Annotated in this window: 3 protein-coding genes; all 3 read right to left on the reverse strand. The window is 60.0% G+C overall.

Features of this window, described 5'->3' with window-relative positions; translation table 11 throughout:
• Positions 1–514 (reverse strand): cytochrome c oxidase assembly protein (locus AC1DX0_RS33345; RefSeq protein ID WP_477358620.1); only part of this gene is annotated, 514 nt, incomplete at its 3' end.
• Between the two features lie 292 nt (positions 515–806).
• Positions 807–1,409, reverse strand: coding sequence for a cytochrome c oxidase subunit 3 (locus tag AC1DX0_RS33350; RefSeq protein WP_477223782.1), 603 nt, complete (start codon positions 1,407–1,409; stop codon positions 807–809).
• Positions 1,406–3,316: a cytochrome c oxidase subunit I gene (ctaD, locus tag AC1DX0_RS33355; RefSeq protein WP_477223783.1), complete on the reverse strand. Its 1,911-nt coding sequence runs from the start codon at positions 3,314–3,316 to the stop codon at positions 1,406–1,408. Before ctaD ends, AC1DX0_RS33350 begins: the two co-directional genes overlap by 4 nt.
• Positions 3,317–3,323 lie beyond the last annotated feature (7 nt).

Raw genomic sequence — 3,323 nt, forward strand, 5'->3', positions numbered from 1 at the left:
CTATCGGAACGTGCCAGGCCCAGATTGCAACGCCATGCAAGATGGTTGCGCTGGTCGCGCCTGTGCTCCTGTCCCACAGCACGCGCAATAGAGGCGCCCGCATCAGCATTCCCGCCGCCATACGGGCCCTGGCGGGCAATCCCCACAGCAGGATTCCAATCGGCCGCGCCAACACGATCAAAGGGGCCGATACAGCCATGACGATCTCGTGCTCGATCATGTGAAAGGTAAAGAGGTGTTCGCCAAGCCAGTGAAGAGGGGACAGCAGCGCACCAGCCAGAGTGAGCATTCCAGCGCTGTAAAGGCAGATGCGGTGGTACATACCCCCGGGCCGCCTTGTGCGTCGGGCCAGTCTTGCCGCTCCCACGCAATACAGAACTGCCAGCGTCCCGAGTGGCACCACCATCCACGGATCGAAAGTCCAGGCAGGCTCCAATCCATGCGCATCGTCGCCATGCGCCATGGCCGGCCAGGCCATCATACCGCAGATCAGGGCGCAGATCAGCGTTGGCATGCGTCCAGCAGCATCGTGGCTGCCTCCTGCAACAACAGGGCAAAGACAAATGCCAGCGCGATCAGAAATCCCGCGTCAACAATAAAGCGCCTGGTCTGGACCGTCCCGTGTGAAGCCGTACGCGCTGCAGTTAGGCCAGCGATCGAAACAACCAGAAGAACCCCGCAGAGGACGGCGCTCCACGGACTATTCTGTCGGCAGTCAATGTAGGGCATGATCTGGCCAAGCTGGGTGCTGAGCGCCCAGGCTAGCGGCGCGACACCAAGTCCGGTCCATTGCAACCATGTTTTTCTCAAAGCCGAGGTATCCAATAAAGGCAGGCGTACATGGGCAACCACGTCGCAACCACGAAGTTCCAGTACATCGCGTTGTCGCTGACATCTCCGAACCGGCGCGGCGTGTCGCCATGCCGGGAAAACATCAGGCAGGCGAGTACCAGCGTCTCGATCACATCCGTCAGGATGTGGGTGGTGTGGAGGCCAAGCATAACCCATACAATCGAACCGTATGCGTTTTGATCCCACTTGATATGCATCGCCGGAAACTCGAAGACACGCAGGACCAGAGGCACTATTCCCAGTATGGCCATGACGATCAATCCGAGGCGAACCTTTCGCAGATCCTGATCGCGCGCCCAGCGTGCGAGGAGGATGTTGGGAACAAGGCTTGCCAGCAGAAGGGCTGTCAGCGCCGTGCCGGCGAACAGATCCGGCGGCGGGGCGCCCAATGGCCATCGCGGCGCCAGGCTCATCAGGTAGAGATAGATCACGATCGAGAGCGCAAAGCCGGTCCCTTCGATGAGCATGAAAGCGAGCGTTCCCCACCATGACGGGCTTGCGGTGCCAAGGCCATGCGCTGGGAGCTCGGTCAGATCGAGCACGATGTTTTCTTTCATGACTCGTCCTCCGGCACGCCCTTGGGCCAGAACCAGCCTATCAGTGAGACCGCGACCGGGATGGAACCCCAGACAACCGCCCATGGGCTGAATATGGACCAGACCAGCGTTAAGGTGGTCGCAAGCGCTGCCCAAAGCGGCCAGATGGAATTGCCGACCGATGATTCCCGCGCTTCCGGAATGCCCTCAACGACGCTGGTGATCAAAAGCTCACGACGGTCGACCCGCAAGCCGGCGGCGACGGGCGGGGCGGCCTCCTCCGCCCACAGGGGTTCACTGCTGCCGACCACGGGTAGCCTGGCAAAATTGTAAGGTTGCGGCGGCGACGCCGTCGCCCATTCAAGCGTAGAGGCTCCCCAGGGGTTAGCACTCGCGACGGCGCCTGACCTGGCACTGCGGATGGCATCGATGAAAAACAGAAGGAAGCCAGCGGCCAGGACGATTGCGCTAAGGCTAATGAACATGTTGAGGCCGGCCCAAGGCATCTCGGGCTGATAGGTGTAGATGCGACGCGGCATGCCTTGAAGACCCAGGATGTGCATGGGAAAAAACGTCAGGTTGAAGCCGACAAAGATCAGGCCGAAGACCCAGCGGCCAAGGGTCTCGCTCATCATTTTGCCCGTCAGCTTCGGGAACCAGTAATAAATCGCGCCGAGCAGCGGAAAAACCGCGCCGCCGACCAGGACATAATGGAAATGGGCGACAACGAAATAGGTGTCATGGACCTGGGTATCGAACGGAACCGAGGCCACCATGACGCCGGTGAGGCCGCCAATCACGAAGATCACCATGAAGCCGATGACGAACAGGAACGGCGTTTTGAAGATCGGCTTTCCCGCCCAGATGGTGGCAAGCCAGCAGAAAATCTGCAATCCGGCCGGGACTGCAATCGCCATGCTGGAGGCGGTGAAAAAGCTCTCTCCCAGTCGTGGAAGACCAGCAACGAACATATGATGGACCCAAAGGCCGAAGGCGAGGACCCCCGTCGCCACCAAGGCCATAACCATCGCCAGGTAGCCAAACACTGGCCGACGCGTAAACGTCGCTACAATGGTCGACACCATGCCCACTGCCGGCAGGAAGATTATGTAGACCTCGGGATGACCGAAGAACCAGAACAGATGCTGCCACAGCAACACATCGCCGCCTTCGGCAGGGTTGAAGAAGTGCGTGCCGACAAGGCGATCGAGGATAAGGCTTGTGCTTGCGATCATGATCGCCGGCATGGCCAGAATGATAAGAAACGACGTCACCAGCATCGACCAGACAAATAACGGAATCCTGTCGAGCGACATCCCCGGCGCGCGCTGCTTGAACACGGTCACAACGATCTCGACGGCGATGGCGAGGGCGGAAACCTCGGTGAAGGTGATCATCTGTGCCCAGATATCGGCGCGTTTCCCCACGCCATATTGCGGCCCCGACAAGGGCACGTAAGCGAACCATCCGACGTCCGGGCCGGTGTCGACGATGAAGGCAATCCACAAGAGCAGGCCGCCCGCGACATAGATCCAGTAGGAAAATGCGTTGAGGCGCGGGAAGGCGATGTTGCGTGTCCCCACCATCAAAGGCACGAGGTAGACGGCCATCGCCTGCATGACGGGGACGGCGAACAGGAACATCATGTTCGAACCGTGCATGGTGAAAATCTGGTTGTAGCGATCGGGTCCGATGAACCTGGCTTCAGGCTGCGACAGTTGCAGCCGCATCAGCAGCGACAGCACCCCTCCAAGCGCCAGGAAAACAAAAGCTGTCGCGATATAGCGTCGGCCGATCACCTTGTGATCCACTGTCGACAGGGCGCCCCACAGCCCCGGCTGCGCTGACCAGGTCGAGGCGAGGGCCTGCGTGAGCTCCTTATCGCTTAATGCCGTGTCCCTGAGCCCATCATCCTTCGAGCGGGTCATTTCAGGC

The organism is Mesorhizobium sp. P3_A9, from assembly GCF_056402975.1.

What these genes read in the sequence shown, in the direction of transcription:
- AC1DX0_RS33350 (WP_477223782.1), bottom strand. Translation starts at nt 1,409, where the DNA reads ATGAAAGAAAACATCGTGCTCGATCTGACCGAGCTCCCAGCGCATGGC.
- ctaD (WP_477223783.1), bottom strand. Translation starts at nt 3,316, where the DNA reads ATGACCCGCTCGAAGGATGATGGGCTCAGGGACACGGCATTAAGCGAT.